The following is a 24,475-nucleotide window of genomic DNA, read 5'->3' as shown; positions in this document are numbered from 1 at the left end:
CCGAAACGAATTTGTGAGATGGTGCACAAAGAATGTGAAAAGCAAAAAAGCGGAAAGGTTTGTTTATGTACTCCGCTTTTTAAAAAATTCGCAGATGGATTGGACTCTGTGATGGAGCTCTGGAAGTGATTGATAGCTGCATGGACCGAAGCGTAAATCATTTCCTGAATCTAACGCATATCATAGATGCACATTTGCAATACGTGAAATGAATCAAGCAAGTTCTTCTTCATTATCAAATAATTCATTGAGTTTTGAATTGTCTTCAGCAAATTCACTATCGATGTTATGGAATGATTTCTCGAAGATTTCCATGAAATCATTACCGTAAATATTTCGGACAACTGACATCATCTCGATCATTTCAGGGAATTTCCCATATAACTCTTTTAACGGGGCCACCCCTTGAAAGATTGAATGAGTCTCCGGTTTATAATTTTTCATGAGTTCAAGCAGGATTTTTTCCCCTTTTTCTGTAAGCTGTATATACGTATTTCTTTTGTCATTATCGCGTTTTGAGAATTCGAGTAACTCCCGCTCTTCAAGTTTCTTTGAAAAGTTGAAAGCTGTCGATACATGCATAACCCCGAACTTTGCCACATCTGAGATTGACGCTCCTTTGAGATGATAAGCAATCCAAAGGATATGATGTTCGTTGATATTTAGATCATAAGGCTTTATCCATTGCTGCCAGTCTTTTTCGATGGCCTTCCACAACGCTTTGCTAAGCTGAGCCATACGTTGACTGAAGATGATTGCCTCTTTCAATGAATAATCTCTTTCTTCCATCCCTTACACCCACTTTGTTAGAAAATCTTTTCTTTATATGCGCATGCCCATTATTCTTACTTAAACAGCTATCGATTAAAAGAAAGCGCTTTTATTTTATTATGCCAATAAAATAAAAATTAATAAAGGATAAATTGACAAAATTTTTCGAAGTATGTGTTTTTATTTATGGTAGAACACCTTATACCGCTATTGATTTCCGTGCAGGACTTCGCTTTCCGCGGGTAGCCCGTGAGCCTCCTCGGCTTCGCCTGCGGGAAGAAAAGCGGAAGCGGCTTGACCAGAGGCGACAAGCATAAGACAGGTCAGCCATAAAGGCGCTTTTTGCCTTTTTGGATGGCATGGCTTATGTCTCGAGCCTCTAGCCGCTGGAGCTGGACAAGTCTCACATAGGCTACTTTTCCCGCAGGAGTCTTCGTCCTGCACTCCAATCAACCGCTGGATTCGGTAAAAGTCATACTCATACCTAAAGGTATTGCCTATCTCCTTCAAGGTTAGAACTTTTTTTCTTTTAATTCAAAAATATTATGTAATGAGAAAGAAGACCCTGCTTGCACTTGTTGCAAATAATGCAGCATTAAAGGTCTTCTTTCATTCATTTCATAATTTCTTTTAGTTTGAGTTGTTATTGGTATTTAATGAGCTTTCTAGTTCTTCGATTTTGGATTGGATTAGTTGGATTTCCTGTTGGAGTTTCTGGTTGTTAGGTTCGGTTGATGCCTGCCATTGCTTGACGGATGCCTGCAGATCTTTAGAAATTTGCTGGACGGTTTCTTTCCCTTCCTGTGAGAGGGTGCTTATTGAGTCCTTCAATTCCCCCAAGTGCACCTTCATCTCTTCAAAAATCTGACTCCAATCCTCTTTCTTGCTTTTGATTTGGCTTCTGAGTTCTCTTCCGGATGAAGGAGTTGAAAGGAGTGAACCAATACCGCCGATCACACCGCCAATGATTAATCCATAAGTAAGAGATTTTATTTTCATTTACATCACCTCGTTATTCTATAATACTTACTTCTACAAATAACATGTATATTCCTTTTCCCCAATGATAGGGATTGGAAACAAGGAAGTTCATATCCCTATTCATTTCTGCATAAAAATATAGATAAGAGGCGTGTAGGGGAGGGGTAAGGAGATGGACGGGATTATCTTCGGCTTTTTTGCGCTGAGCGGCGTGCTGTTCTTGTGTATGGTTTATAACTTTATCAAAATCCAAAGGCCCGGTATGTATCCTCCTAAAAATATGTTGAAGAGAAGAGCGTCGATTATGGGATCAGGCGGCGTAATCACTTTCTTGATAGGGATCTTGTTTTGGTTCGCCGCGTAGAAAAGAAAATTTACAAAAAAGGACTGTATTGCAGATGCAATACAGTCCTTTAACGATTAAGAAAGTTGTTCTGCAGTCATTGAATCTTTCATGCTTGATCGCTTCAGAATGGAGTGAATGATTGGATAAACGACAAACATTGCTCCGGCGTTAACGATTGTTGCAGGCAGTACAACTGCCGCAAACAGTGCGAAGAAAGCCCCTGGAAGTCCGACGATCAAGTAAGCGGAAAGCAGGAATATACTTCCGGATACAAGAGTACCTGCCGCTGTCAGCACGGAAGCTCCTATGACTGAACGTGTGACCTTTTGTGTAGCCAGGAATAATCCATAAAACACAAAGGCTGTAATTGGTTTATCAATTAAGTTGGGTAAAAAACCGCCTGGAAATTGTGTTGTTAATCCAGAAATGACTCCAGTCAGCACTCCAAGAAGTAAAACATTCTTCTTTGCTGGAAACAGGATAATGCCCAGGAACATCATCGTAAGCATCATATCAGGTTTCATGCCTAAAAAGAATCCCGGAATAACCGTATGCAGGACGGCTCCGATCCCTACTAATAATGATAGGGATACAAGTGTTTTTGTATTCATTTCTCATCTCTCCTCAACTATTCTAACTTTTTGCCTTCTCCTGATGTGCACTCATTGCCATCAGCGAAAAGATAGGTACATTATAACACAGGGATAAATCGTGTCAAAGATTAATTTTCCAAAAATAAACACCCAGCATTAATGATGTGCCGGGTGTATTTCAAATCTTATGAAATATGATTAGAAATGGATTCTGCAATGCTTTTTAAATCATCTGTGCTGTAATCATCATTGTGTGTTTTCCAGACTGCTCCGAAGCCGTCACCAGAGCCATAACGCGGAATGAAGTGCATGTGGAAATGGAAGACAGACTGTCCGGCTTCTTCACCGGTGTTGTTCAACAAATTGAATCCGACAGGCTCGAATTCCGCTTTAAGGGCATTGGCGATCTTAGGAGCTACGGAGAAAAGGTGACTTGCTGTTTCAGGTGTGAGTTCATAGATGTTTTCCTTATGTACTTTCGGGATCAGCAGGGTATGTCCCTTGGTAACCTGGCTGATATCCAAAAATGCTAAAACATGTTCATCTTCGTATACTTTCATTGAAGGAATATCTCCATCGATAATCTTGCAGAAAATACAATCGCTCATAACATTTCCACCTTTCAGTAATATAGGAATATGCTGTTTATTTTAGCACGAATGGAAATAGAAAGAAAAGTAAAGAAGAGACAGGAACGGTTTTCCTGCCTCTCTTTGAAGGGGTATTCCTAAAGGTTTATACGCCAAGTTTCCTTTCTTTGATAAACACCTCATTTGCTTTGTAGCGTAATCAGAGATCCCATTCCTTTAGTAGAATGAAAATTTTGCAATGCGACCATCCCCTTATCTTTTAGCTGATTAGCATAAGACAATAGAAACTATAAGTGGTCTGCGACAAACACCTCATTTGGCTATAAGCATGATTTGTGTAATCTTGGAAAATGAATGACTTTGTTCAAAGTGACCATCCCCTTATCTTTTGAAGCTATTACGCTGTACAAGATAATTGATTCAGTCAAAATGTTCTTTAACAAACACCTCATTTATCAAGTTAGTGATGAAATGAATCGGTGAGTGTGTCATTCACTATGAAAGACGACTATCCTTTAAGCCGTAAACAATAGTGAAATCGGTTAACTGGTCTTTAACAACCACCCCGTTTTTCTTATTGCTGGCCCCTTCGAATATTAGAATGTGCAGCATTACTTGAAGTTATGAATACTAATTATTGGAATGAGACTCCATTGCACGATGCCTTTAGTGAGAAATTTTGCTAAAATAGAGTCAAACCATGTAGAAGAGAAAGGACGTTGCTGCCCATGGCATTATTAGAGATAAATCAGCTTGTCGGAGGCTACACAAGGAAACCAGTATTAAAGGATATCAGTTTTTCAATAAATTCGAGGGAAATCGTCGGTTTAATTGGCCTGAATGGGGCAGGAAAAAGTACCACGATCAAACATATCATCGGCTTAATGGAACCGAAGCAGGGCGGGATTTCAATTAACGGTCATACATTGAAGGAAAATGCTGATCAATACCGCAAGCAATTTTCATACATACCTGAAACGCCTATCCTTTATGATGAATTGACTCTTGAAGAGCACTTGAAGCTCACGGCCATGGCATACGGTCTGACAGAAGAAGAATATAAAGGGAGGGTGGGAAAGCTTCTTAAAGCTTTCCGCATGGAAAAGAAACTGGGATGGTTTCCTGCCCATTTTTCCAAAGGGATGAAGCAGAAGGTGATGATCATGTGCGCCTTTCTCATTCAACCAAGTCTTTATATTATTGATGAACCCTTTGTCGGACTGGATCCACTGGGTATTCAATCATTACTGGATTGGATGGAAGAAATGAAGCAAAGTGGGGCAGGTATATTAATGTCCACCCATATTCTTGCCACTGCAGAAAGATATTGTGATTCATTCGTCATCCTTCATGAAGGCAAAATCAGGGCAAAGGGGACATTGAAGGAGCTTCAATCAGAGTTTTCCATGCCTGGAGCGACCCTGGACGATATATATATCCAGCTCACAAAGGAAGAGTCCGATGATGAATAATGCGGAAAATATTTGGAAGAGGCGAATAATAGAATACAACCAGGAACTTCAGAAATACCTGAAATACATGTTTAATGATCATCTTCTGTTTGTACTGATCTTTGCGCTTGGTGGTGCTGCTTTTACTTACAATCAATGGGTAAAGACACTTGATCCTTCTTTTCCGGCAGCATACATAATGGCGGTGATACTGGGTCTGATCCTTGCGTGGAGCCCGGTATATACGTTTCTTAAAGAAGCGGACGCAGTCTTTTTGCTTCCGCTTGAGAATGGACTATCAGGGTATTTCAGGAAAAGTATCTGGATCAGCTTCATGTTCCAATCTTATATCCAGCTCCTTGTGCTGGCGGCTTTGATGCCAATGTATGTAGCCGTGTCAGGTAATGGATTTAAAAGCTTCTTTCCTTTGCTTGCACTTGTTCTGGCAATAAAGGTGTGGAATCTTTACGTCAGGTGGTTCATGCTTCGTTTTCAGGAAAAAGAAGCACACTGGATCGACAGTATCATCCGGTTTTTGTTATCCGGATCCATACTGCTGCTGATCTTATCAGAAGCATCCATTGTGATGATCATGGCAGTGGCCATCATCATGGCAGGTTACTTATTCTACTTTTATCACATTACAAAAAAGAAAAACTTGAAATGGGATTTGCTGATACATCTCGAGCAGCAAAGAATGCTGATGTTTTACCGGATTGCCAATATGTTTACGGATGTACCCAAGCTAAAAGGAAAGGTGCATAGGAGGAAATGGCTAGACTTTATTGTGAAAACGGATTTTTCACAAAATGAATCTTACCGGAATTTATATCTTCGTTCTTTGGTCAGGACGAGTGAATTTTCAGGTCTGTATATAAGGTTGACATTGATCGGCGCGGTATTGATTTATACGAACCAGTCTTTTATTGTCAACATTCTGACGTCGCTTTTATTCCTGTATTTAACTGGATTTCAGCTGGTTCCTCTTTATAAACGGTTTGATTACAAAATATGGGTCCTTATCTATCCCGTTCGGAAAGAATTGAAAACATCATCATTTAAGAAGGTGTTGAATCAGTCCATGATGATTCAATCGGTCATCTTTTCGCTTCCTCTACTAATTAAAGGAATGTGGGTGGAGGGAGTCATCATTCTTCTGGCAGGATTCGTTTTCTCCATTCTATTCAGCCAATACTATTTGCTCCAACGGCTGAAAAAAATGGACAGCAGCTTTTATCTGTGAAACTAAAGACCGTTCCCTTGCGTATAAAGAAATGATGAAAAAAAGGTGGGATCGATCATGAATCAGGAAAGAGAAGAACTGGAATCCTGGAAAAGGAAAATCAATAAGAAATCATCAGTATTTCAAAGGGTTTCAAAGCAGGCCCAGAAGAAGGTGAATCAATTTATCCCCGAAAAAGCCCATCAATTGATCACGGAAAGTATAAAGAGAATGGTGGAAATGACATTGAAGGGAAGTGAATGGCTCAAACTTTCAAACGTGGAAGCACTTCCTTCCTTACAAGAAAGAGAAGAGCGGATGAGAGAAAGGCTTGAATTCCATCGGAAGGCTGCGGTCATCGAAGGGGCAGGTACAGGAGCAGGTGGCATCTTTCTGGGACTGGCGGATTTCCCTTTGCTTCTTTCCATCAAGATGAAGTTCCTGAGCGAGTGTTCCACACTACATGGCTATGATGTCAGAAGGTATGAGGAGAGATTGTTTCTTCTGTATGTGTTTCAGCTGGCATTTTCCAGTGATCAACATAAACAGGAAACATTGAGGATCATCGAGAATTGGAATGAGGAAAAAGAAAAATTAAAAGAACTAGATTGGCGCTCCTTTCAACAGGAGTACCGGGACTATATTGACTTCGTAAAAATGCTTCAGCTTGTCCCGGGAGTCGGGGCAGTTGTAGGGGCATATGCCAATTATCAGCTTTTGGACCAGCTCGGGGAAACAGCTAAATTTGCCTATCGGATCCGGTATTTTAATAAATGAATGCCATCTCAAAAAAAAGATCGGCCGCGGCCGATCTTTTTTTGCTTATTTTTTAACCGTCATCCCTGAATCTGCATGCTTTCTCTGATAATGAAGAGTAGCGGATGCCAATGTCTTGGCAGCGATCAATAACGCCTTTTCATTAATCTCAAATCTGGGGTGATGGTGAGGGTAAAGCGTTTCTGCGTTTTCAGGGGCTGCACCTGTGAAGAAGAAGGTGCCTTTCACTTTTTCCAAGTAGTAGGCAAAATCTTCTCCTCCCATTTGAAGTTCGATCTCTTCCACGTTATGAACTTCATCGATATCAGCTGCACATTGGATGAGAAGCTGTGTTTCATCGGAGTGGTTCACAACCGCCGGATATCCCCTTTCGAAACGGTACTCATAGTCACAGTTGAAGGATAAAGCGACTCCTTTGATGATTTGTTCGATCTCGGTTTCGATGAAATCCCTGACTTCCGGATTGAAGGTGCGGACGGTACCGATCAGTTTTGCTTGGTCCGCAATCACATTGAAGGCATTATCAGCAATAAATGAGCCTACGGTGACGACTGCTGGATCAATAGGGTTCACCCTTCTGCTCACGATCTGCTGAAGATCCGTGATAAGCTGAGCACCGGCTACGATTGCATCTTTTGTTTTATGAGGTTGTGCACCATGGCCCCCCGAACCTTTGATCACGATTTCAAAGCGGTCGGCTGCTGCCATGACCGGTCCTGTTTTGAACAGGATTTTCCCTAACTTCTCTGTAGCCCATAAATGAGTGCCGAAGATCACATTGACTCCATCCAGACAGCCATCCTCGATCATCGGTTTTGCCCCACCTGGAGCATATTCTTCGGCATGCTGATGGATGAGCTTGACTGTTCCTGGAAGCTGATCCCTTAGTTCGTGAAGGCTTTTTCCTAAGACCAGGAGGGTTGCGGTATGTCCGTCATGTCCGCAGGCATGCATCACTCCAGGGACTGTTGATCGATATTCCACCTCTTTCTCATCCTGGATGGGAAGAGCGTCAAAGTCAGCACGCAGGCCGACAGTCTTTCCAGGGAGACGGCCTTCGATCGTTGCGACTACACCATTTCCACCTACGTTTTCCCGGACATTGATTCCCAGTTTGCGGTAATACTCAGCAATATATTTTGCCGTGTTTTCTTCTTGGAAAGAAAGTTCTGGATACTTATGTAGATGTCTTCTGATTTCTACCATTTCTGTCCATCGCTGCTCTAATTTCTGATATAATTCATTCAGCAAGATAAAACCTCCTATAAATGTTAAAGATTTAGAATATTATAACATTAAACAGGAGGAACAAATAGGTTATTAATAAGGAATAATAGTGGAAAGGAGGACTGAAATGAAAAAGACATACTGCATATTCGGCATTATTTCATTCATTTTATTTATGGCTGTTTCCCACTTCGTTTATCACGAACTTTCTATACCATGGGATCCTTATTTATTGGAAAGTATGGATCATTTACACTTCATGAAGGTTTTTTCTGTGGTCGGGACTGAACCTGTCATCGGCGGAGGTTCAATCCTGCTGATTCTTTATCTATGGTGGGCGAAAAAAGATTTCCCCGGTATTTTGACAGTTGTAGTCGCTGTCGCAGGAAGCAATGTCTTGAATAAAGCTATTAAAAATCTGATGGAAAGAGACAGACCGCATTTTCCGCACGGTGAAGATGGCTTCAGCTTTCCAAGCGGACATGCAATGGTAGGCATTGTATTTTTACTGACAGCTGCCTATTTCATCAGCAGGGAATTCTCTTCTGTCAAGGTGAAATGGGGCTTATACATACTTGCACTGGTGATTGCTTTCCTCACTGGACTAAGCAGAGTAGTGGAACAAGTCCATTACCCGTCAGATGTACTGGCCGGATTTCTTATCGGCTATTCCATTTTTACCCTGACAACCTTCCTTTATGAAAAAAGGCCAAATTAGAAAGGTCCGTCCTTAGAGTGCTTTTCATGCACTGAGGGACGGACCTTTATTTAGATGAGGAATATGGCGGCGATGGTTGTGACGGTAAGACCGATGATGACCGGGAGCATGTTCCTTCTGGCAAGTTCGAATGGGTCTACGTTACAGATGGCAGCTACAGGGATGATGGCCCAGGGTACAAGGGTTCCGCCTCCTACCCATATGGCTGCAATCTGCCCCAGGGCTGTGAGGGTCGCAACACCGGTTCCTATGCTTTCTGCAAACAAGTTTGCGACAGAACCTGCAAGTGAAATGCCTGAGAACCCGGATCCGTCAAGACCAGTGATGGCCCCGACAATCGTTAAAGTAACCGCACCGACAGCTTTAGAAAGAGGAACGACGGCAGCAAGGGATGCACCGAGATCATTTACGATTCCTTGTGATGTTTTCGGCAGGAAATCACCTATGATGGTTTGAAACCCTGCGTCACCAAGATAGAAGAAAGCAGCGATCGGGATGACCGGTCCGAATACTTTAAATCCAAATTGAAAGCCTTCGATAAGGAAACTGGTTGAACGTTCCAAGCCTTTTCCTTTGTAGGCAGTAAGGGAAATAATCAGCAATATGAAAATGGAGGTTCCTCCGATAAGGGCTGTCGCATCACCGCCCTGAAGATCGAATGACACCATTGCCGCAATATTCAGGGCGAATAATACCGGTATAAGAAGGGCAATCAGCTTTTTCCAGTTGCCCGATAGCAGGTCATGATCTTCACCTGAAGAACCTTCATCAAAGAATGATGATTGATCAACAGTTAATATCCCCCTTTTCATATCGCGCTTGATGAAAATGAAAGCTACGATTGTAGTGACCAGCCCCATGATAATCACCAGCGGCACACTTGCTGCAATTACATCCCCCACAGGAATTCCAGCAGCATCTGCTGTCAGCTTGGGAGCAGCTTGAATGACGAAATCACCTGAAAGTGCAATCCCGTGTCCGAATAAGTTCATTGCCATTGCGATTCCGAGTGCAGGAAGTCCGACCCTCAGTGCAACAGGTACAAGGACAGCCCCAAGAAGTGCCACTGCTGGGGAAGGCCAGAAAAACCATGATATCAACATCATGACAATCCCGATTGTCCAATATGCAAGAGACGGGGTCCGAATAAACTTTGTAAACGGACGAATCATGACATCATTGATCCCTGTCGTCGTCAGGCCTTTGCTCATGGCAACGATGATCGAAATGACAAGGATTGTCGACAGTAATTCAGTGATGGCAAAGATAAAACTGTTAAACACCGAGCTTATTGATCCACTGATGGAACCTGTCGCTGTGAGAGCGATACTGAAGATTCCAAGTATACATACAATGGTTGTATCTTTTCTGAAGATCATAAATAGGATAATCAATCCAATAAAAACCAAGTAGATCCAATGAAGAGCCGATAAATCGATCCCCAAAAGAATTCCCCCTTCACCTATATCCTTTCTCAAATTGGGTATTCGCCCTAATCTGTACTATAGATTATGAAATTCGGAGGAAGGTGTGAAACGACTTTTATCGGTCTGGAGGCGGAGGGAGAATCAGGCGTATGCTGCTCATCCTGCTGAAAAATTCCATTTATAATGAATCCAGGCACAGGAATTTTGAACCTTTTATAGAAATGAATAGAAGTGAAGGTGGTGTAGCAGTGAGGCACAGAGGAAGGAAGCAATGGTTCTTCTCGTTACTATTATTAATGGCCGGTGTATGGCTGTTATTGTTAAATATCGGTGTCATTTCCTTGGAAATAAAGCGAGTTTTTGTCAATATAATCCCTATTTTGTTGATGTTAATCGGTTTGAAATGGGTGGTAGACAGTTTCGTGGGCAAAAGCTTCGGTAAATTATTTTTCGGTCTGTTCACCCTTGTTTTTGGGTCACTCCTCATTCTCGATAAATGGAATAAAGTGGACTTCGATTATGGGAGCTGGTGGAAGCTGTGGCCGATCTTGATAATATCGATTGCCATTTACAGAGTAGCATTTAACAAATCGATAAAAGTGACTTTTACAAATGATTCCCCCCATGAAAAGAAATCAACTGTGGGATTCCAGGCTGATAGGAAGCATGAGGGAAAGCAAAAAAAGAACAAGGTTAATAAAAATTTCATTATAGGGGAAATCAAGTTTTCAGAACCCAATTGGCCGGTGGAACCTATGAAGCTTCAAAATGTCGTGGGAGACTATTATTTTGATTTCAGTAAAGCGTTTATTCCCGAAGGTGAGACCCCTATAGAAATAAAGGGATGGGTCGGTGATGTAAAAGTGATCATTCCTGAAAATATTCCGGTGGACATTACAATCAATGTCAAAGTCGGGGAAGTGAAATTATTTGATCAAAAATCCGCTGAAATCAGGTCTGATTTCTACTACCAGTCACCTGGATATGTGGAATCAAGCAGAAAAATAAAACTTTTAATAAACGTAAAAGTAGCTTCGATCAGGGTCAGTGAAGTATAAAAGCAAGAATATATGAGGTGGTCACCAACTTTAGGAAGGAGGGAAAGGATTGGATCATTCTTCTACCATCAGGAATTTGATTTTTAAAAGCTTTTTTATGATGGCGATCATGGCGACCCTGATCTCCTTCGTCATTCTTCAAATCTATTTGTTTATCTCAGAGAATGAGGGTGTTTCGCTTGGTCTTTCCATATACCTGATACTTACACTGTTTCTGATCCTTATGGTATTAAGTGTATATTTTGGATTCCGGACAAGCTATACATTCAAAGGGCGTATTGACGATATTTCCACTTTTGTGACTCTGCTGAGAAGCGGGAAGTTTTCTGCAAGGGTCGATTGGCATGAGCATGACGAGCTCGGAATGCTGGCAGATGAATTAAACCAGCTTGCAAGATACATTCAAGAACAGGTGAAGTCTTTACAGCGTTTGGCTGACGAGAAATCAGAACTTGCTGAGCGGGCTCACGGAGCTGCTGTCATGGAGGAGCGCCAGAGACTGGCCAGGGATCTGCATGATTCAGTGAGTCAGCAGTTGTTTGCATTGAATATGCTGTCTTCTGCAGCGCTTAAAAGCATGGGCAATCATCCTGATAAAGCAGAAGGGATCATGGTACAGGTGGCGGAAATAGCTGCTAAGGCTCAGGGAGAAATGAGGGCACTGCTTCTTCATTTAAGACCCATAGACTTAAAAGGCGAGAGTCTTTGTGAAGCATTGACGATTCTCATTCACGAATTAAAGGAGAAGACACAGCTTGAAATTGAAGCAAGCCTTGATGGAATAGAGAATCTTTCAAAAGGGACGGAAACACATTTGTTCAGAATCATCCAAGAAAGTCTTTCAAACATCCTGCGTCATTCAGAAGCAACAAAAGTGAAGATCATGACTGAGAAAAAAGATGGATTCATTACCTTATATATAAGTGATAACGGGATAGGGTTCAATTTAAGAGAAAGCAAGATGACGTCTTATGGACTTCAAACGATGAGGGAACGGGCTGAAGAAATCGGCGGATACTTTCAAATCCGTTCCAAAGATAAAGAAGGGACGTATATCGATTTGAGAATTCCGGTCTGAATAAGGGGGAGAGCATTGTGGAGAAAGTGAAAGTGATGATTGTCGACGATCATGAGATGGTCAGGCTAGGAATCAAAACCTATCTGCTCACTGAAGATCGAATCGAGTTTCTTGGGGAAGCAAAGAGCGGTAATGAAGCTGTGCAGCTTGCCAAGATCTATAAACCGGATGTTATTTTGATGGATCTATTGATGGAAGACGGCAACGGAATTGAAGCAACTGAAAAAATATTATCCTATCATGGCAGCTGTAAAATCATAATTCTTACAAGCTATTATGATGATGAAAAAGTTTTTCCGGCGATAGAAGCGGGTGCCCATAGCTATCTGCTGAAAACAGCAAGTGCCGAAGAAGTCACTTCTGCTATTTATAAAGCGGCAAAAGGAGAATCCGTCATTGCTTCCAAAGTCGCAGATAAAATGATGACAAGATTCAGACCGCAAGAAAGAAAGCCCCATGAAGATTTAACAACGAGGGAATTTGAAGTCTTGAGGTGTCTCGGGGAAGGAATGACCAATCAGGAAATTTCCGGTGTCTTATACATAGGGGTAAAAACGGTGAAAACGCATGTAAGCAATATCTTAAGCAAACTGGGAGTAGCCGACCGGACGCAGGCGGCGATTTATGCAAATAGGAATGGAATCTTATATAAAAATGATTGACAACGCTAAAAGGCTGACAGGAATTCCTGCCAGCCTTTTAAAATAGGCCTTACGTGTTGAAGGATATGATACATCAGGAGTTCAATCTTCAGTAACCTGGTACTCTGTTACATAAGATGCCCCCGAAAAGATATCTTTTTTGGCATCGATTCCTTCTTCTGTTCCCCTTTTTTCATGAGCTTTCTGATATTGCTTGGATTCCTGCCAGCCTAAGAAGCTTTTGCGATCTTCCCAAAGCGTCATGATCACATATGTATCGCTCTCCAACGGGCGAAGCACACGAATGGCGATAAAGCCTGGAACTTCTTCAATCAGTCCTGCACGATTTTTGAACCGGTATTCGAATATGGGGCGCCCTTCGTCGGTAACAGGGATGTTATTGAAAACGGCATACCCTCTCTTTTCTAACGAGCCCGATTGGTCGACAACCTCATATCTTCTGGGGGATTCGAATACGCTCTCCCCATCTGATTCATGAACAAGAAGGGCATCTGATTCCTGCATAAGAATCATATTTTTATCCGGATGCTTCTTTAAAATCTTACTTAAAAATTCATGAGTTCCTGTCGTCATATACATATTCATCATCATTCACCTCGTAAAAGTAGTCTCCCTATTAATCTTCCCTATTCTCATCAATCTGTAACCTGATTTCCATGATTTTTCGGCCCGGCCTGCCAGCATTCCTGTTTAAAATCGGCAAATTTATGACATTTTCTGTTGATAACTATACATTTTAATTATAAAAGTCTATAGTTTATAAGGGTTACAGTTGTACGGTTAAACAATTTTAGAATTTACTTCATTTATTATACAATAGAATCAATGGATTTTCGAAAGGTGGCCGACAGGTATGAAACAGATAAATGACACATTTTTAAAAGCAGCAAAAGGTGAAAAAACAGACTATACACCGGTATGGTATATGAGACAGGCTGGCCGTTCACAGCCTGAATATAGAAAGATAAAGGAAAAATATTCCTTATTCGAAATTACGCATCAGCCTGAGCTTTGTGCGTATGTGACGAGACTTCCGGTAGAACAATATGATGTGGATGCTGCGATTCTATATAAAGATATCATGTCACCGCTTCCAGCAATCGGGGTGGATGTAGAAATCAAGTCGGGAATCGGTCCTGTCATCGACAACCCGATCCGTTCTGCAGCAGATGTTGAGAGACTTGGGCAAATAGATCCTGAAAGTGATGTTCCTTATGTTCTGGATACAATCAAACTTCTTACACAGGAACAACTATCTGTGCCGCTGATCGGATTTGCAGGAGCACCATTTACGATGGCAAGCTACATGATTGAAGGCGGTCCTTCCAAGAACTACAATAAAACTAAAGCATTCATGTACTCTGAGCCAAAAGCATGGTTCGCTCTAATGGACAAGCTTGCCGATATGACAATTACGTACGGAAAAGCCCAAATCAAAGCTGGGGCATCAGCTTTCCAAATCTTTGATTCCTGGGTAGGTGCATTAAATGTACAGGATTACAGAACATTCATCAAACCGATCATGGAAAAGATCTTCACTGCTTTAAAAGAAGAGAATGTTCCTTTAATCATGTTTGGTGTGGGAGCCAGTCATTTGGCAAAAGAGTGGCATGACCTTCCCCTCAATGTAGTAGGACTAGACTGGCGTCTGCCGATTAGAGAAGCGCGTGAGATGGGCATTTCAAAAACGGTTCAAGGGAATCTTGACCCGGCCATCCTGCTTGCCCCTTGGGAAGTAATCGAAGAAAGAGCCAAAGCCATATTGGATCAGGGAATGGAACTGCCTGGCTACATTTTTAACTTGGGACATGGGGTATTCCCATCCGTCAATCCAGACACCCTGAAACGTTTGACGGCTTTTGTACAAGAATACAGTGCGAGATAATGCATCCCTGTAACAATAGATGGATCAGACACTAAACATGAGGTGAAAACAAATGGCAAAAAAGAAGATGGGTCTGTTGGTTATGGCCTACGGAACTCCATATAAAGAAGAAGATATTGAACGCTATTATACTCATATCCGTCATGGAAGAACACCTTCTGAAGAAATGCTTGAAGACCTGCGTGGAAGATATGAGGCGATCGGCGGCATCTCGCCGCTTGCCAAGATTACGATGGATCAGGCAAAGAGCCTTGAGGAACATTTAAATTCCATGCAGGATGAGATCGAATTTAACATGTACCTCGGCTTGAAGCATATTGAACCATTTGTCGAAGATGCAGTGGAACAGATGCATAAAGACGGCATCAAGGAAGCTGTATCCATTGTCCTTGCTCCCCATTTTTCCACATTCAGTGTTAAATCGTATAATGGTAGAGCAAAAGAAACTGCAGAGAAATTGGGCGGTCCTTCCATTACATCAGTTGAGAGCTGGTATGATGAGCCAAAATTCATCCGTTATTGGGTAGAAAAAGTTAAAGAGACGTTCAAGAGTATGAACGATGAAGAACGTCAGAGTGCTGTCCTGATTGTATCTGCGCACAGCCTGCCGGAACGCATCCTTCAGTCTGGAGATCCGTATCCGCTGCAGCTGGAGGAGACGGCGAAAATGATAGCTGAAGGTGCCGGCGTGGACAACTATGCCGTTGGTTGGCAAAGTGAAGGGAATACCCCAGATCCTTGGCTGGGTCCTGACGTACAGGATTTGACGCGAGACCTTCATAAGGAGAAAGGGTACAAAACATTTGTATACACTCCAGTAGGTTTCGTTGCCGATCATTTAGAGGTATTGTATGATAATGACTATGAATGTAAAGTGGTAACCGATGAGATAGGTGCAAGCTACTATCGACCTGAGATGCCGAACGCAAAACCTGAGTTCATTGAAGCAATGGCGGATGTCATTTTAAAACACATGAATAAGTAAGTCATCTCTCGTACCGAAATGACGAGGATGTGAAGGACTGCAGCTGATGAGTTCATTCTCAGGAGCTCAGTCCTTCTATTTATTGATAAGGAAGCGCGCACTACTGCACGTTTTGTTTTCTGAATAATGAGCAAACTCCAGATAAAGATCATTAGAGATTAATAATTAGATAAAGAAGGCGATGTTTATGAGGGGACAACAATTGAAAAAGGTTGTGGTCATTGGCGGAGGAATTACTGGTCTGGCAACCGCTTATTATTTGCAAAAAGAAATCAAGGAAAAAAACCTTCCCATCGAACTGAAATTAGTAGAGGCCTCCCACCGATTAGGCGGCAAAATTCAAACACTAATCAAAGACGGTTATGTCATAGAAAGAGGTCCTGATTCATTTGTCCCGCGTAACACAAGCCCGATTACTCTGGCAAAAGAAATTGGGCTCCAGGATACGCTTGTCAGCAGCACTTGGGGGAAATCATTTGTTATTGCCGGAGGGGAACTTTACCCTATGCCCGGAGGTTCCATCATTGGTATTCCGACCCAAATCGCCCCATTCATCACCACGAATCTATTTTCTATCACTGGAAAAATGAGAGCTGCCGCTGACTTTATCCTTCCGCGCTCCCCGGTGACTGATGATCAATCACTCGGCAGATTTTTCAGAAGACGAATGGGGAATGAAGTAGTCGATAATCTAATCGAGCCATTGCTGACTGGTATCTATGCCGGGGACATCGATCAATTAAGTCTCATGTCTACATTTCCTGAACTGCACCAGATTGAACAAAAGCACCGAAGTCTGATTGCCGGTATCAAAAAAGCTGCCTCCCAGACCGAAAAAGTACAGAAGAACGGAAGGTTCATGACCTTTTCAAGGGGTCTTCAATCACTCGTCGACGGAGTGGAAAACGCGCTTCAACCTCAAACGATTTATAAAGGGATGAAGGTTTCTCAGATTCACAAAGAAGCAAATAAAGGCTACACGGTTGAGTTTACAAACGGGCATGTACTGGAAGCGGACAGTGTAGTGGTCACCACGCCACACCATTCCTTGCAATCCATGTTTCCTTCCTATTCATTCATGGATTATCTAAAGGAAATGCCGGCAACTTCAGTAGCGACTGTCGCAATGGGCTTTGACCAGTCAGCGCTTAGAAAGAATGTGGAGGGCAACGAATTTATTGTGTCGAGAAATAGTGACTATTCAATCACAGCCTGCACTTGGACGCATAAAAAATGGCCGCACAGCGCACCTGATGGAAAGGTCTTGCTGCGTTGTTACCTTGGGAAATCAGGGGATGAAACCATTGTGGATTTATCAGATGATCAAATAGAGCAAATCGTGCTCGAAGACTTGGAGAAAATCGTGGATTTAGAAGGGAAGCCTGAATTTACAGTCGTCACCCGTTACAAGGATTCAATGCCTCAGTACACTGTTGGTCATAAAGAGCGGACGAAAGCACTTTATCAACACATGGCAGAAAGGTTACCCGGGGTCTTCATCGCCGGCAGTTCATTTGAAGGACTGGGCATTCCTGAGTGTATTGAGCAAAGTGAAAAAGTGGTTCGGAAAGTAGTCAATTATATGCAATAAATATGAAGAGAATGGGACAGAAGTATTTTAGACCAAGTAAAACCCAAACTAATTTGCGTTCTAAAAGGCAAATTAGTTCGGGTTTTTATTTGTTCAAATGAACAATTAGATTTATCTCTTTCTAGCGGTTGATTGGAGTGCAAGACGAAGACTCATACGGGAAGAGTAGCTTATGTGAGACCTGTCCAGCGACGGGGCTTAGAGGCACATGTCATAAGTCAAACCGGCCAAGAAGGCAAAGAGCGCCTTCGTGCCCGATTCACCTTATGCCACCCGCCTCTGAGCGAAGCCTCTCCGCTTTTCTACCCGCAGGCTTGCCGAGGAGGCTCACGGGCTACCCGCGGAAAGCGAAGTCTTGCACGGAAATCATTAGCGGTATTAAGAGACTACTCTGAAATTCTTTGTCTTTATAAGGAGGTTTTATAGTTTTGTCCCAGCCTCTTCGTTGTAAACCACATCTACTTCACAACTCTATACCTCGCATGCTGCATCACCCAGTTTTGGGGAAATGCACTTCCGAGTACCCAATAACTCATCCCTCTCAGTTTATATTCATCCAATGTGTTATGCTTGGCTGCTATGCTCCTGGCATCTTCAAACCAAACTTCGTGCTGCTGCCCCGTTTCATCCCAATATTTAAAAAAGGGTGCCTGATATTCTGTGTCATACTGAATCCGTACACCGTATTTACCTGCTAAATCAACTGCAGCAAGCGGCGATACGGTCTTGGCGAATGTTCCATCTACCCACGGGACCTTCCAATCCCGGCCATATAAAGGCACACCCATGAGGATTTTATTCCGGGGAATAACAGTAACGGCGTAATCCAATACTTTTTTTACTTCATTGATGGGAGCAATCGCCCAAGGCTTCCCGCCTGCCCACCCCCACTCGTAGGTCATGATCACGACAAAGTCAACGATTTCCCCGTGAGCTTTATAATCATGGGCTTCATATAACAGTCCTTTTTGATCTTCCTTGATTTTAGGAGCCAGCGCAGTCGATACTGAATATCCTTTCGGTTTAAGTGCCGCTGTAACCTTTCGAAGGAAGCGATTATAATTTTCGCGGTCTTCGGGATAGACGTATTCAAAGTCAAAATTAACACCCTTATATCCTTTAGTTTCCATTGTTTTCATCAGATTTGAAATAAGAGTGGCCTGAAGTGTTTCGTTACGGAGAATAGCAGCAGCTAAATCCGAGTCAAACATTGTACCGGAATAATTCGTCAATACAAGCAGTGGATCAACACTTGTGTCATAAGCGGCGGATATCAACCCCTCGTCATTTAAAGCAGAGAGGGTCCCATCTTCTTTAATGGAATAAGTGAACGGAGTCAGATACGTAAAGTAATTTCCTAATCCCCTTACCTCACCGACCCCTTCGCTGCCGGTTTGCGTAATATATGCATTGATTTCAGTTGATTTCTTCTTATTGGGGATCCGGATTTTTTGGTCGGGATAGATAAGTGAAGGGTTTGGGATTTGATTTGCATCTAAAATGTCCTGCAAACCAACTTTATAGTTGTAGGAAATGGTATAGAGAGTGTCCCCGGATTTGACTGTATGGATGAAGAATGGAAGGACGATCAGCTGTCCGATGTAAAGCTGCGAAGGATTTGATATTTGGTTGAAGTCGATCAGTTCCTGAAGACCGATGTTGAATTTCTGACTGATTTTATTTAAAGTATCGCCCGGCTGTACGATATATTCTTTAAGGGGTTCGGGGATGATGAGACTTTGTCCGATAATAAGAATGTTTACATTTTTCAATTGATTGCCATAGGAAATCTGGGCCATGTCAACGTTGAATTGCCGGGAAATGGACCAAAGCGTATCACCGCTTTTTACAACATAGATATTCATGTGGCACCTCCTAGCCTGAGTGTTCTATATAGCTTATTCTTGAGGGCTTATTTATTATGTAGGCTCTTTTCGCAAACTTTGTGGTTTGCACAGAAATCAACAGCGGTGTTTAAGCGGTCAATTACAAAGAGACAATATGTACATAATAAAAGAGTTGTGTATTTCGAATAGGTGTGATAGATTTATTCATGTATTAATGACTGAAATTCGATTTTGGTCATATAGTCAAAAAGAGGTGAGCGAATGGCAGTTAACCGGAAACAACAAATAGTAGAGGCAGCTTCCAAGTCATTTTCTTTATTCGGTTATAAAGCAACAACCATGGATCAGGTTGCTAAGCTTGCAAATGTTGGTAAAGGCACGATTTATACGTTCTTCAAAAATAAAGAAGAATTATTTGATGAGATTGTCACATCATTAATCAATGAAATGAATAAGGAAGCAGAGGAAGTGATTGACCCTCAAGAGTCCTTTTCGGAGAATGTTCATCGTGCACTGTTTCGCCTGCTTGAGTTCCGTAAAGAGCATAAGCTGACGATTAAGCTGTATCAGGAAGCAAGGGAAATCGGAACACCAGCAGTATCAGAAGTGATTGATCGAATGGAGAAAGCGGTCATCGAGTTTGTGAGTCATCGAATTGAAAAAGCGATTGCCTCAGGAGCGATTAAGCCATGCAATCCAGAAATGACCGCATTTATTATGTTGAAGTTATACGTCTCATTGATCTTCGATTGGGAACGGGCGCATGGGCCACTCGATAAAGACGAAATTTCCAATCTGTTTGAACTGTATCTAATAAAAGGGTTATCTGCAGGATAGTCCTTTATTTTTGATCAAAAATGACCAATCGAATAAAACGGTCAATTATTTTTTTGTGCCGAAATGACTATTTGAGATAATTAGTCAATCATTCTATTTATAGGAGGAAAATATGAAGAATTCATTAACAAGTTCTGAATTTAAAGCGATTTTTCGCAACAAGAAACTGCTTATACCCATTCTCGCTGTACTATTCATCCCTGTCTTATACAGTGGTATGTTTCTTTGGGCGTTTTGGGATCCGTATGAACAGCTGAATGATTTACCCGTGGCGGTTGTAAACAGTGACCTCGGTGCAGAGTTTAATGGGGAGGAACTTCATATCGGATCAGATCTCGTTGAGAAACTGAAGGATAGCGGCCAATTTGACTTTCATTTTGTAGATAAAGAAGAAGGTTACAGGAATCTGGAAAAACAGGACTATTATATGCTTGTAGAAATTCCCGAGGATTTCTCTGAAAATGGTACCACGCTTCTGGATGATCATCCGAAAAAACTCTCCTTGAAGTATGTACCGAATGAAAGCTTTAACTTCTTGTCTGCTCAAATCGGTGATACAGCGATGAAAGAAATCAAAGCCACTCTTTCAAAATCTGTGTCCGAAACCTATGCGGAAACGATGTTTGGCAAAATCCAGGAAATGGGTGACGGCTTCCAGACAGCGAGTGATAAGGCAGGGGAAATCAACAATGGAGCCATAGACTTGTCCAAAGGTGCACAAACATTAAAGGATAATTTAACTGTTCTGGCTGAAAAGAATGTTGAAATGACTGACGGCGTCGCAAGAACGAAGGCAGGTGCTGCTGAACTTTCCAAGGGAGCGAAAGAATTATCAGACGGTGTCGGAGTCATATCGGATAAAACTCAGCAATTGTATAAAGGAACGCAGGAAATTCAATCAGGGATTGATGCTCTTGCAAGCGGGATCGATAAGAGCAAGGCAGGTCTCGAAGAAGTCGATGCAGGACTGAATAGCGCAATCGACAATACAGCAAAATTATATGCTGGTTCTCAAACCCTGACCGAAAAAATAGGGGAGCTCCAGGCAGGAGCGGATCGTGCAGAAGCTGGTGCTCAAGCGATAGGGGCAGGAGCCGATGAACTCGAAAAACAATTGGCTCCATTCATGGCCAGCCTTCCAGAGGAGAAACAGGCTCATTTACAGGCTGCTATTAATCAGATTAAACATGGTGCCACAGGTTTGGAGACAGGCACAGGGTCTCTTAGCAGCGGTGCATCTGAGCTGCAAAAAGGTGCCGGCAGTCTTGCAGGAGGCATCGGACAATTAAATGAAGGTCAGAGAAAGCTTCTAGGGGGAGTCAACCAATTAGTTGATGGGTCGGCTCAGCTTTACCAAGGCTCCAACCAGCTTCAGGCGGGTCAGGGTGAAATGGTGAAGAACGTTGGCCTGTTAACTCAAAAAATGGGGGAAGTCCATCAAGGAACGATTAGCGTTGCATCTGGTGCAAGCGAATTAAGCTCAGGTCTAAATAAAGTGTATGATGGTTCGAACCAATTAACAGATGGCTCTAAAAAGCTTGCAAATGGCTCGAAAGAATTAGCAGAAGGAACGACGAAGCTATCAGAAGGAACCACCGAGTACGAAGAGAAATTAAGAGACGCAGCCAAGGAAGCCGGCAGTGTCCATCCTAATGGAGATACGTATGATATGATGGCGGGACCCGTTGATGTGAAAAATGAAAAAATCAATCATGTGCCGAACTACGGAACTGGTTTTGCTCCGTACTTCTTATCCCTTGGGCTGTTTGTGGGCGCACTATTGATTTCGATTGTATTTCCATTGAAAGAGCCTGCTGATCGTCCGTCCAGCGGAATGAGCTGGTTCTTGGGTAAATTCACGGTTCTTACGACAGTGGGGATCATCCAATCCCTGATTGCGGCAGCAATCTTACTGTTTGGATTAGGTCTTGAAGTGGAGAGTGTACCATTGTTCCTTCTTTCCACTATCATCACAAGCCTTACGTTCCTTGCATTGATTCAAATGCTTGTGACGATCTTGGGCGATCCTGGACGATTTGTTGCGATCATCATCTTGATCCTGCAATTGACGACAAGTGCCGGAACATTCCCATTGGAGTTGATTCCAAGTGCACTACAGCCAATCAGTGCGTTGCTTCCGATGACATACTCAGTATCAGCTTTCAAAGCAGTCGTCTCAAGCGGCGATTTTGGTTTCATGTGGCAGAACCTCATGATCTTGCTGGGGTATTTCCTTGTCTTCATTGTCCTTACTTCAATTTTCTTTATTGGATTATTCAAGAAACAATTTACAAAAACAGCCGAAGCTTAATATGCAAATGGAGATGCTCCGGCATCTCCTTATTACATTCATAAAATAGACAAACCATTGTTGAGTATCAAGGTGTATACTTTGTGGTGGGAAGTTCAAAATGGTTATTAAGCATAATGTTGTTTATCAAAGGAGAGTTATGATGAAGAAGACACTGCTATTCTTATTTATGAGTGTACTGGCATTATTTGCTTCTGCTTGCGGAGACTCAAATGCGGGGGAATCATCCGGGGATGAGAACAATATGGAACCCATTGCGGCAAAGCTGGATGTTCCTGAAAAAGGTGACAAAGGAGAAGCCATTACTCTTTCCACGAAAGTTATGCAAGGTGATGAGAATGTGGAAGATGCAGATGAAGTGAAATATGAGATATGGAAAAATGGTCATAAAGAAGAAAGTGAAATGATCAAGGCAAGGCATGACAAGGACGGCGAGTATATAGCTGAAAAAACATTTGATGAAGACGGTATGTATTCGGTGCAGGTCCATGTGACGGCCCGCGATATGCATACCATGCCGAAGACTGAAATAACGATCGGTGAAGCTCATGAAGATGGACATGGAGATGAAGGCGGCGATGACCACCATGGCCACCATGAAAGTTCTGTTTCTATTCACTTGATGAAGCCTGATTCCATTAAAGCGAATGAAGAAGCTGAATGGAACGTGCATGTGGAAAACGAAGGGAAAGCATTGGGTGGTGCAGAAGTGCGTCTGGAAATCTTTAAAGAAGGACAGGAGAAGCATGAATGGGTGGACCTTGCCGCAGGTGAAGACGGTGAGTATAATGTTTCTTACGCCTTTCCGGAGAAAGGGATGTATAACGTTCAGGTCCATGTGACCAAAGGGGAAGAAATCCACGAACATACAATGCAGACAGTAGAAGTTAAATAATAGTAAAAAGGATGCTCTCAGTTTAATGGAGCATCCTTTTTATTATCCATTTCCGGCGGCCAGCACCCTCAAGAAGTCAAAGAACGTCATCTCAGGCAGGTTTTACACTTAGGTCTACATCCGTCTCTCAATAACCCAATTGATCCTTAGTATTCGTAGTCAGTCGTACATTTCTCGCAGTAAATACCGTAACATTCATGCTGCTCTTCAATTACTTCCCCACATTGTGCACAAGACTTAGGCGGCAAATTTCGAAAGAATTCCATAATATTTTTTACCATGTTCATCACCCTCCGTAATTTTTAATTCACCCGTCATTTGTTTGTGTTATATAACTGGTGTGTTAATTTATTTTATTGTATTATAACAGTATGAATCCCGTCAATGGTTTATTCAAAATTAGGCGGAAAAAATGAAAAAATAGGCAGAATGCAGTATAGTAGGGTTGTATGACAAAATTCGCCGGGGAGGTTCAACATGAAGCTGACCATCATCGGTCATTGGGGTGGATATCCGAAGGCAGGCGAAGCCAGCACAGGGTATTTGCTCGAACACAATGGCTTTACATTATTAGTGGATTGCGGGAGCGGGGTGCTCTCCCATTTACAAAAATATATTGATCCCACTGAATTGGATGCCGTACTAATTTCCCATTATCATCCGGATCATATTGCTGACATCGGTGTACTGCAGCACGCTTTATTAATACAGTATTTCTTAGGGAAATCGAATGGTTCATTGCCGGTTTATGGCCATGCGGAAGATGCCCAGGGTTTCCGATCACTTACATATAAACAATTCATGAAAGCCCATGCGTACAATGAGAAGTCCAAATTGACTATCGGACCATTCTCGGTAACATTTGTGAAGACCAAACATCCTGTGCCATGCTACGGTATGAGAATTGAAGCGGATGGGAAATCCATTTTTTACACAGCTGATTCAGCCTTCAAAGAAACTTTTGTACCGTTTGGAAAGGATACAGATCTGCTGCTTTGTGAGTGTAATTTCTATGGAGATATGGACGCTTCGGGGGCTGGTCACATGACAAGCCTGGATGCTGGGAGACTTGCTCACGAAACAGGGGTTAAGAAGCTGATTCTGACTCACCTTCCTCATTTTGGGGACCTGGAACAATTAGTCTCCGAAGCGAAAACAATCTATAATGGGGACGTTCAGCTCGCCAAACAGGGGATGGAAATCACGATTTAGGAGGATTTACG

24 protein-coding genes are annotated in these 24,475 nt (G+C 42.4%); 15 read left to right on the top strand and 9 right to left on the bottom strand.

Annotated elements, in window-relative coordinates; genetic code table 11:
* Positions 1-213: 213 nt before the first annotated feature.
* Both ACXAFV_RS20890 and ACXAFV_RS20885 read right to left on the bottom strand, forming a co-directional pair.
* Complete coding sequence (locus ACXAFV_RS20890) at positions 214-789, bottom strand: HTH-type transcriptional regulator Hpr (RefSeq protein WP_475129312.1); 576 nt, start codon at positions 787-789, stop codon at positions 214-216.
* A 612-nt stretch (positions 790-1,401) separates the two neighbouring features.
* Entirely contained in the window at positions 1,402-1,770 is a 369-nt protein-coding gene (locus ACXAFV_RS20885) for a YtxH domain-containing protein (protein WP_475129311.1), read from the bottom strand.
* Positions 1,771-1,924: 154 nt separating this feature from the next.
* On the opposite strand from ACXAFV_RS20885, the gene yhzF reads away from it, so the two are divergent.
* Complete coding sequence (yhzF, locus tag ACXAFV_RS20880; protein ID WP_475129310.1) at positions 1,925-2,116, top strand: membrane protein YhzF; 192 nt, start codon at positions 1,925-1,927, stop codon at positions 2,114-2,116.
* A 56-nt stretch (positions 2,117-2,172) separates the two neighbouring features.
* On the opposite strand, the gene ACXAFV_RS20875 is transcribed toward yhzF, so the two are convergent.
* Positions 2,173-2,709, bottom strand: coding sequence for a tryptophan transporter (locus ACXAFV_RS20875; protein ID WP_475129308.1), 537 nt, complete (start codon positions 2,707-2,709; stop codon positions 2,173-2,175).
* A 167-nt stretch (positions 2,710-2,876) separates the two neighbouring features.
* Positions 2,877-3,299 carry an HIT family protein gene (locus ACXAFV_RS20870; protein WP_475129307.1) on the bottom strand — a complete coding sequence of 141 codons (423 nt, stop codon included), beginning with the start codon at positions 3,297-3,299 and terminating at the stop codon, positions 2,877-2,879.
* Positions 3,300-4,009: 710 nt separating this feature from the next.
* On the opposite strand from ACXAFV_RS20870, the gene ACXAFV_RS20865 reads away from it, so the two are divergent.
* Genes ACXAFV_RS20865 through ACXAFV_RS20855 form a run of 3 tightly spaced genes read left to right on the top strand, consistent with a single transcriptional unit; the run spans position 4,010 to position 6,731 of the window.
* A complete protein-coding gene (locus ACXAFV_RS20865; protein ID WP_475129305.1) occupies positions 4,010-4,753 on the top strand; it encodes an ABC transporter ATP-binding protein in 744 nt (247 codons plus the stop codon).
* Positions 4,743-5,975 carry an ABC transporter permease gene (locus ACXAFV_RS20860; RefSeq protein ID WP_475129304.1) on the top strand — a complete coding sequence of 411 codons (1,233 nt, stop codon included), beginning with the start codon at positions 4,743-4,745 and terminating at the stop codon, positions 5,973-5,975. Before ACXAFV_RS20865 ends, ACXAFV_RS20860 begins: the two co-directional genes overlap by 11 nt.
* Before the next feature lie 57 nt (positions 5,976-6,032).
* Positions 6,033-6,731: an EcsC family protein gene (locus tag ACXAFV_RS20855; protein WP_475129303.1), complete on the top strand. Its 699-nt coding sequence runs from the start codon at positions 6,033-6,035 to the stop codon at positions 6,729-6,731.
* Positions 6,732-6,776: 45 nt separating this feature from the next.
* Here the strand turns inward: ACXAFV_RS20855 and ACXAFV_RS20850 are convergent, their stop codons facing one another.
* The gene (locus ACXAFV_RS20850; protein ID WP_475129301.1) at positions 6,777-7,982 is read right to left on the bottom strand and encodes a M20 metallopeptidase family protein; all 1,206 of its coding nucleotides are present in this window, start codon (positions 7,980-7,982) and stop codon (positions 6,777-6,779) included.
* Between the two features lie 103 nt (positions 7,983-8,085).
* On the opposite strand from ACXAFV_RS20850, the gene ACXAFV_RS20845 reads away from it, so the two are divergent.
* Positions 8,086-8,676 carry a phosphatase PAP2 family protein gene (locus tag ACXAFV_RS20845; protein ID WP_475129300.1) on the top strand — a complete coding sequence of 197 codons (591 nt, stop codon included), beginning with the start codon at positions 8,086-8,088 and terminating at the stop codon, positions 8,674-8,676.
* A gap of 50 nt (positions 8,677-8,726) precedes the next feature.
* Here the strand turns inward: ACXAFV_RS20845 and ACXAFV_RS20840 are convergent, their stop codons facing one another.
* On the bottom strand, positions 8,727-10,121 hold the full coding sequence (locus ACXAFV_RS20840) for a hypothetical protein (RefSeq protein ID WP_475129299.1): 1,395 nt from the start codon (positions 10,119-10,121) through the stop codon (positions 8,727-8,729).
* 131 nt (positions 10,122-10,252) lie between these two features.
* On the opposite strand from ACXAFV_RS20840, the gene liaF reads away from it, so the two are divergent.
* From liaF to ACXAFV_RS20825, 3 genes are read left to right on the top strand one after another with little or no spacing between them, the layout of a single operon-like run.
* Entirely contained in the window at positions 10,253-11,161 is a 909-nt protein-coding gene (liaF, locus tag ACXAFV_RS20835; RefSeq protein ID WP_475129297.1) for a cell wall-active antibiotics response protein LiaF, read from the top strand.
* A gap of 49 nt (positions 11,162-11,210) precedes the next feature.
* Positions 11,211-12,239 (top strand): sensor histidine kinase, encoded by a 1,029-nt coding sequence (locus tag ACXAFV_RS20830; protein ID WP_475129295.1) that lies wholly within the window; start codon positions 11,211-11,213, stop codon positions 12,237-12,239.
* Between the two features lie 35 nt (positions 12,240-12,274).
* Positions 12,275-12,901 carry a response regulator transcription factor gene (locus tag ACXAFV_RS20825; protein ID WP_475129486.1) on the top strand — a complete coding sequence of 209 codons (627 nt, stop codon included), beginning with the start codon at positions 12,275-12,277 and terminating at the stop codon, positions 12,899-12,901.
* 81 nt (positions 12,902-12,982) lie between these two features.
* On the opposite strand, the gene ACXAFV_RS20820 is transcribed toward ACXAFV_RS20825, so the two are convergent.
* Positions 12,983-13,486 carry an antibiotic biosynthesis monooxygenase family protein gene (locus ACXAFV_RS20820; RefSeq protein WP_475129485.1) on the bottom strand — a complete coding sequence of 168 codons (504 nt, stop codon included), beginning with the start codon at positions 13,484-13,486 and terminating at the stop codon, positions 12,983-12,985.
* 268 nt (positions 13,487-13,754) lie between these two features.
* Between ACXAFV_RS20820 and hemE the strand changes: the two genes are divergently transcribed.
* The 3 genes from hemE (at position 13,755) to hemY (ending at position 17,362) form a co-directional block, all read left to right on the top strand.
* A complete protein-coding gene (gene hemE / locus ACXAFV_RS20815; protein ID WP_475129294.1) occupies positions 13,755-14,786 on the top strand; it encodes a uroporphyrinogen decarboxylase in 1,032 nt (343 codons plus the stop codon).
* A 52-nt stretch (positions 14,787-14,838) separates the two neighbouring features.
* Entirely contained in the window at positions 14,839-15,771 is a 933-nt protein-coding gene (hemH, locus tag ACXAFV_RS20810) for a ferrochelatase (RefSeq protein WP_475129293.1), read from the top strand.
* 187 nt (positions 15,772-15,958) lie between these two features.
* On the top strand, positions 15,959-17,362 hold the full coding sequence (hemY, locus tag ACXAFV_RS20805) for a protoporphyrinogen oxidase (RefSeq protein ID WP_475129291.1): 1,404 nt from the start codon (positions 15,959-15,961) through the stop codon (positions 17,360-17,362).
* Between the two features lie 458 nt (positions 17,363-17,820).
* Here the strand turns inward: hemY and ACXAFV_RS20800 are convergent, their stop codons facing one another.
* Positions 17,821-19,227 carry a LysM peptidoglycan-binding domain-containing protein gene (locus ACXAFV_RS20800; RefSeq protein ID WP_475129290.1) on the bottom strand — a complete coding sequence of 469 codons (1,407 nt, stop codon included), beginning with the start codon at positions 19,225-19,227 and terminating at the stop codon, positions 17,821-17,823.
* Positions 19,228-19,470: 243 nt separating this feature from the next.
* Here ACXAFV_RS20800 and ACXAFV_RS20795 point away from each other — a divergent pair, with 243 nt between their 5' ends.
* The 3 genes from ACXAFV_RS20795 (at position 19,471) to ACXAFV_RS20785 (ending at position 23,252) form a co-directional block, all read left to right on the top strand.
* Positions 19,471-20,046, top strand: a complete 576-nt coding sequence (locus ACXAFV_RS20795) for a TetR/AcrR family transcriptional regulator (protein WP_475129288.1) — start codon at positions 19,471-19,473, stop codon at positions 20,044-20,046.
* Between the two features lie 112 nt (positions 20,047-20,158).
* On the top strand, positions 20,159-22,357 hold the full coding sequence (locus ACXAFV_RS20790) for a YhgE/Pip family protein (protein WP_475129287.1): 2,199 nt from the start codon (positions 20,159-20,161) through the stop codon (positions 22,355-22,357).
* 142 nt (positions 22,358-22,499) lie between these two features.
* Complete coding sequence (locus tag ACXAFV_RS20785; protein WP_475129286.1) at positions 22,500-23,252, top strand: FixH family protein; 753 nt, start codon at positions 22,500-22,502, stop codon at positions 23,250-23,252.
* Between the two features lie 146 nt (positions 23,253-23,398).
* On the opposite strand, the gene yhfH is transcribed toward ACXAFV_RS20785, so the two are convergent.
* Complete coding sequence (gene yhfH, locus ACXAFV_RS20780) at positions 23,399-23,533, bottom strand: protein YhfH (RefSeq protein ID WP_175988265.1); 135 nt, start codon at positions 23,531-23,533, stop codon at positions 23,399-23,401.
* A gap of 196 nt (positions 23,534-23,729) precedes the next feature.
* Here yhfH and ACXAFV_RS20775 point away from each other — a divergent pair, with 196 nt between their 5' ends.
* Complete coding sequence (locus tag ACXAFV_RS20775; protein ID WP_475129284.1) at positions 23,730-24,464, top strand: MBL fold metallo-hydrolase; 735 nt, start codon at positions 23,730-23,732, stop codon at positions 24,462-24,464.
* Positions 24,465-24,475 lie beyond the last annotated feature (11 nt).

It is taken from the genome of Rossellomorea sp. ABR4_012 (genome assembly GCF_056159545.1).
The sequence above is the reverse complement of the archived record's forward strand: the minus strand, read 5'-3'. Positions and strand labels throughout refer to the sequence as shown.